Origin of the sequence: Hyphomicrobium sp. (genome assembly GCF_020852195.1) — a bacterium.
Classification (GTDB): Bacteria; Pseudomonadota; Alphaproteobacteria; order Rhizobiales; family Hyphomicrobiaceae; genus Hyphomicrobium_C.
In genome coordinates this window covers 1-5,005 of sequence record NZ_JADZBI010000250.1, presented here as the reverse complement: position 1 = coordinate 5,005, position 5,005 = coordinate 1, and the positions used below count along the sequence as shown (strand labels likewise).

At 60.2% G+C, this 5,005-nt stretch carries 8 protein-coding genes; 3 read left to right on the top strand and 5 right to left on the bottom strand.

The features are described from left to right. The first annotated feature begins 398 nt into the window (after window positions 1-398). The 3 genes from IT540_RS20625 (at window position 399) to IT540_RS20615 (ending at window position 2,121) form a co-directional block, all read left to right on the top strand. On the top strand, window positions 399-608 hold the full coding sequence (locus IT540_RS20625) for a hypothetical protein (RefSeq protein ID WP_291181760.1): 210 nt from the start codon (window positions 399-401) through the stop codon (window positions 606-608). Between the two features lie 791 nt (window positions 609-1,399). Further along, on the top strand, window positions 1,400-1,549 hold the full coding sequence (locus IT540_RS20620; protein ID WP_291181759.1) for a hypothetical protein: 150 nt from the start codon (window positions 1,400-1,402) through the stop codon (window positions 1,547-1,549). 356 nt (window positions 1,550-1,905) lie between these two features. Continuing rightward, a complete protein-coding gene (locus tag IT540_RS20615; RefSeq protein WP_291181758.1) occupies window positions 1,906-2,121 on the top strand; it encodes a hypothetical protein in 216 nt (71 codons plus the stop codon). Between the two features lie 63 nt (window positions 2,122-2,184). Here the strand turns inward: IT540_RS20615 and IT540_RS20610 are convergent, their stop codons facing one another. The 5 genes from IT540_RS20610 to IT540_RS20590 are packed head-to-tail and all read right to left on the bottom strand — an operon-like array spanning window position 2,185 to window position 4,887. After that, window positions 2,185-2,346, bottom strand: coding sequence for a hypothetical protein (locus IT540_RS20610; protein WP_291181757.1), 162 nt, complete (start codon window positions 2,344-2,346; stop codon window positions 2,185-2,187). A 9-nt stretch (window positions 2,347-2,355) separates the two neighbouring features. After that, on the bottom strand, window positions 2,356-3,030 hold the full coding sequence (locus IT540_RS20605; protein WP_291181756.1) for a hypothetical protein: 675 nt from the start codon (window positions 3,028-3,030) through the stop codon (window positions 2,356-2,358). Next, window positions 3,027-3,182: a hypothetical protein gene (locus tag IT540_RS20600; RefSeq protein ID WP_291181755.1), complete on the bottom strand. Its 156-nt coding sequence runs from the start codon at window positions 3,180-3,182 to the stop codon at window positions 3,027-3,029. Before IT540_RS20600 ends, IT540_RS20605 begins: the two co-directional genes overlap by 4 nt. Before the next feature lie 2 nt (window positions 3,183-3,184). Beyond that, a complete protein-coding gene (locus IT540_RS20595; RefSeq protein ID WP_291181754.1) occupies window positions 3,185-4,180 on the bottom strand; it encodes a hypothetical protein in 996 nt (331 codons plus the stop codon). Window positions 4,181-4,182: 2 nt separating this feature from the next. Further along, window positions 4,183-4,887: a hypothetical protein gene (locus tag IT540_RS20590; protein ID WP_291181753.1), complete on the bottom strand. Its 705-nt coding sequence runs from the start codon at window positions 4,885-4,887 to the stop codon at window positions 4,183-4,185. Window positions 4,888-5,005 lie beyond the last annotated feature (118 nt).

Below are 5,005 nucleotides of genomic sequence, written 5' to 3'. Positions count from 1 at the left end.
TCTGCCGTCCGTCCGCGATTCTCGTGCCACTTGTGTCGCTAGTGTCAATGGCACGCGCGAGGCGTCCGAGGCGCGCGATGCGCTTGACACGCGCGGGGCGGATGAGGTAGGATTGACGCAGCGTCGGATTGGCGCAACGCAGAGGAGGTTATGAGCTATGCCCGAGACGTGCGAGCACGGTATCAAGATGGGGGTTCGTTGCGGCGCGTGTGCGAAGCGTCGAACCGCGATGGCGGTGCAGGTTCTCCGCGAATGGTTGGCGCTTCCGTGAATCAGCTAATCGCCATCATGCGGAGGCGGTACAACGTCGGCGTTGTCCAGCGCTTAACCGATGATGAGTTACGAGAAGTAATGCAAACTCTCGTCGAGGCCATGACGTACTCGTTTAGCATTGACGAATGAAGCGCATCATTATCTCGACATCGGGCGACGGCGAAATGGCGATTAGCCAGGAAACCGTCCCCGATGGGCAGGAAGTAATCATCCTCCACGCTCATGCAATCTTGACGCCCGTTACCGCCGCTGCGGTCGCCGATGCGCTGCTGATTGCGGCCAACATCAACACCGGGGTCTATGACGCGAACCGTCAGGAAAGGAACATGAATTGATTTTGATTTCGGCGCTCAGGTTCGATACATCAACGGCGAAGATTTCGGCTATGTGCGACTCTTGTCGTTTGGCCTACGGCCTTGCCGAAGTGTCAAACGGGCGCGTTGTGGGGCATATCGAATGGGTATCGGATACCCTCGAGAACCGCGAGGCACTGACTGGTTGGCACGAGCGTCACGTGACGGTGTATCACCGTGGCTAAAGTGCAAATCACAATCCGGCCCGAGGACACGGAACATGAGCGGTTGAAAGCCGCTCATCGTGTCACATTCCCCGAGCACGCGCGTACGTTCGGAGCGTGGGCCGTCGCCGTCCTCATGCGCGAAGTCGAGCGTATCGAGGCTCTGAGCGCGGCACGCGAGGAACCGTCCGCCGAGCCGCGAAAGCGTGGGCGCAATGCCTAGCGACTTGTGCGCCCGTTGCGACCACGCCGAGAACAGCCATGTACCTGAGCTAGGCACGAGTCAAACCGTGTGCCAAGGCTGCCTCATTGCTATTGAACGGAAGGCGCATCCTCGGCACCGATTCGAGGAAAAGCATGACCGGCAGCGCACGTACCTACAGGGCAATGCGCGCGTGTCCGCCCTTCCGGTGGGGTCGGATTTCGTACTCGCGGGCGGTACTACACTCACCGTGTATCCGCCCTGCGATAACTACGAATCTGGGTTCTGGGTCTGCACAACACATCTGTTCCGATTCCGCGACAATCAGGGCAAGGACTTTCATTGCTTCATCGGCAAGGATGTCCACGCTCTGACGTGGTATTGCTCGCGTCATGATAGGTGTGAGTATGCCGGGGTTTGAGCTAGTCGCCTGCGCTGGCGTCTATCTCGGCGCGCGGTCGCTGCGCGTGCGCTGGAACCGCCAGGGTACGCGCATCGAGGTCGCAGGCGTGGCGTTGACTGTGCTAGGCGTCCTCGTGCTGAAAGGATGGGTATGACGGACGAATCGCGGCGATGGGTTCGCACTTGTGATGAGTGCGGGCACGTGCAAGAAATGAGGCATCCGCTATCATACAATGACGAAAGCTGGCGCGATTTGCTCTGTAAAAAGTGCAAGTCTCCCGCGCTTGATTTCGGGAAATGGACGAAAGGATGACGCCCGCGCTAAAGATGCTCCGCTGCTCTCATTGCCTCTTACCGTGCTACGGCATGGGACTAGCACGCGCTCATGAGGTGCGTGACTCGCATATGAGAATGGCGCATCCGGGCGTTGACTTCCGCCCTTGGGCTGCGGTACAATCAACGAATCAAGCGCCCGCACAAGCGAGCGCAACGCACGAGGAGGATTGACACGATGGCAGACAAGACGGCGGCCCCCAAGGCGGCAAAGACTCCCGAGGAGATTGTCGAGGGCGCGCTGCGCTCCATTCAGAGCGCGTCCCGCCGCGCGGGCAAGGCGCTCGATGGCATGGAAGGCGTCGAGGCGTTCAGTACCGCGTTCAAGCGCATCGGCATCGCGGCGCAGCGCCTCACGCTCGACTGGGATGAGGCGGGTCTAGCGGAGGACTAGCGCGGCAGACAGCGCGGCACTCCACGGAAACCCCCCGGTCTGCCGGGGGGTTTCCGTTTGTCCTTACGGCGCTACAATCCACGTCAGGAGCGCTGCCTTGCCGACTGGCGGGAGTGCGAACGCACCGATGATGACGACGGCACCAGCGAGCACCAGGAGCGCCGTAAGCGTGCTATCCTCCCACCCTGCCAGTTGCTTGTTGAGGTTCGTGAAGTACGCGAGCATTTGCCGCCTCTATTTCGTGTACCCAGTGATTGACCATCCAGCCTCACCTGCGATGCTGAATTGCCATTCAAACACGATGGTAAACAAGCCGGACGGCACGAGTACGGGATTCGGTCCGAAGTCCACGGAACCGCCGTTAGTCCCCACTACAGTCAAACCCTCGATGGAGGTAGGCAGAATGAACCGCGCGAATCCGAGACGATGCCCCACCGCCACGCCTACCTCCGCACCAAACGCGAAGCGCGTCATGTAAAACCGTTTAGTAGCAAACGGAGCGGCCAGCGCCAGATTCATCACGCCTGCGGCGAATACGATGTTCTGCTGGAATACCGTAGACATATCCGATTGTGTCGGGTCTGAAACGTAATTCGAACCCATATCGAGGCCCTGCAATTCAGGCAGAGCCGATTCAAAAAAGATGATGGAACCTACGGCATCACTTACCTCAGCGTTGGCGATAATGCCAGTGGGAACCTCGGCACGCAGAGCGAATACCTGCGTGCCAGCGAACGAAAAGACGTTGTTAATCGTGAACGGTTTTACCCGCCGCCCATCCGGCAATTTCCACCACTGCGCGGTTGGGTTATCAATCACGCATGACTGCGCGTACATTGACAAACCCGGACTCTGGAAATGCTGGCCCGGTGTGAGCGTGAACGCTTGCGAGCGGCGGGTACTTGTCACGGCTTGCCCCGCCCGCGTTCAAGGGCGTCTAGGCGCGCTTCCAGGTCGGCGATACGGTCGCGCTCCGGTTCCTGCGCGTCCGTCTTGTCCTCGATGATGTTCGGGTTTTGCGGCCCTTTATATCCGCCTTTCCCGTAGGTGATATACCGCATTTTTAGGCCGCCCTCATGTATACAGTTGGCGTGAACGATGTCCCCGTAGTGCTTGCCGTGTATGTCGAGGGCAACGCGACAATACCATCCTGCGCGCCAATCTGTCCCGCGTTCCAGGGCAGCGCCCCTGCGCCTGCCTGTAGCGCGTACGTACTCGTGATGGAACCGCTGATGATGCGGATGGTAGGGCGGACAGCGGGCGCATTCGTAACGAGGACGGCGAGCCAGTAGATACCGCGCGGCAAGAATTCATCGATGGTGATGCTCTGCACTGCGACGGCATCGCCCGGAACGCTGCCCCAATCACGGCGGAGAGTCGTAGGGTACATGCCGCCCTTGCGGTTCTCATACACTCCGAGCGTGAGGAGCGAACCTGCGTCGCCGACTACCGTCACATCAACGGCGGCCCGGTCAAACCGTTTGCCGCCGATAGTGCCGACAACAAACGGCGACAAAAGCATCCGATTGTTTAGGCTAATCGCTGCGGTTGATTGCGCTCCCATTGGTACGTAATAGCGCCCGGATTCGTACGCAGGAATCGCGAGCGCATCATCGAAAGGGAGCGGAGCAATCGGCAAGTCGATATCGAGATACCGCGCGGTCGCTACCTCGTTTGCAAGCGGCGCAGACGTGTACGCGGGCGGCGTTTGTGCGATGATGTTTGCGCTTGATGTCGGCTGCAACCGAAAGGGTACGTTGTACTGATACGGCGGACAGTATTGCCCCGCCGCCGTGATGTAGTACCACTGCCCGGTTGGGTTGTCGAAAATCAGCGTACGCGCACGCAGGCGAATCGGCTGTTCGATGAGGCTCTGTCCCGCGACGATATGGAACCGCCGTTCCGCGTCACCTGCGGGCGGATGCGTGCGCTCTGGGTCGTACGCATTGCCTACGGGGTTAACGGGCGCGAACGGATAGCCCGAGGTCGCAGGCGCGCTGCCATCGTGAAGCGGGACAATCGGCCCGCTGCCCGGAAACTCTCGCGGTTCGACGCACATACTTACACTCCAGCCGTTGCGGCCCTAGCGGCCATGCCTTGCGCTTCCTCGCGCGAGCGAGGAGCGAATACGTAGATGAGGATTCCCCCGGCAATCAGACTCACGCCGAGGAGCGTAAATCCGATGCGCCACCACGTACGCCCGTTCAACAAAACTTCGAAGAATTGCCCGATGAATTGGAACGGTTGCGCGATGCCCGCCAGCGCCGCTGCTACACCGCCAAGCGGGTTGCCAGGGATGAGGTCAAAGACGCGCCCGAGGATGGAATTAGGCAGGTCAAATTCAGGGCCAAAGCTGATGTTGGAACCGCCGCCCCCGCCCGTGCTTGCGCCGATTCCACCCGTAAGCGCGTCCGGTCTGCCGAGCGACACGACGGCGTTTTGAGCGGCGGCAATCTGTGAGCGGTACTGCCCGCCTGTGTACACGCTCCACGCGCCGAATCCCTGCCCGGATTCGTACGCGATGTAATACACGAATTTTGCCGCGCTATCGTACGCGCGTGCGGCTGTTTCCGTGATTTTCTGCCCCCAGGCCGCGAGGTTGATTTGCCACGGCCCAACGCTGTATTCCCCCGTAGTGGCCCGCGCGTCATTCGTGCTGCCAGGAAACCCGCCCTCGGCGAGTCCGATAGCCACGATGGTAACGAGGTCATTTCCGCGAAAACCTGCGTTGTATGCGGCCCGCGCCAGGTCGTCTGCGGCGCTCATAATGGGCGAGGAATCCATCGGCCATCAGCGCCGACTAGCTGCCATGACTGCCGCGATTTCTCGCGCAAATCAACGGCGGCGGCCCCGAGCAAATCCATACCGTCAGTAGTGAGAACGT

Excerpts from the sequence above, each read along its gene's own strand:
- IT540_RS20595 (WP_291181754.1), bottom strand. The coding sequence starts at position 4,180 with ATGTGCGTCGAACCGCGAGAGTTTCCGGGCAGCGGGCCGATTGTCCCG.
- IT540_RS20625 (WP_291181760.1), top strand. The coding sequence starts at position 399 with ATGAAGCGCATCATTATCTCGACATCGGGCGACGGCGAAATGGCGATT.
- IT540_RS20615 (WP_291181758.1), top strand. The coding sequence starts at position 1,906 with ATGGCAGACAAGACGGCGGCCCCCAAGGCGGCAAAGACTCCCGAGGAG.
- IT540_RS20590 (WP_291181753.1), bottom strand. The coding sequence starts at position 4,887 with ATGAGCGCCGCAGACGACCTGGCGCGGGCCGCATACAACGCAGGTTTT.
- IT540_RS20600 (WP_291181755.1), bottom strand. The coding sequence starts at position 3,182 with ATGCGGTATATCACCTACGGGAAAGGCGGATATAAAGGGCCGCAAAAC.
- IT540_RS20620 (WP_291181759.1), top strand. The coding sequence starts at position 1,400 with ATGCCGGGGTTTGAGCTAGTCGCCTGCGCTGGCGTCTATCTCGGCGCG.
- IT540_RS20610 (WP_291181757.1), bottom strand. The coding sequence starts at position 2,346 with ATGCTCGCGTACTTCACGAACCTCAACAAGCAACTGGCAGGGTGGGAG.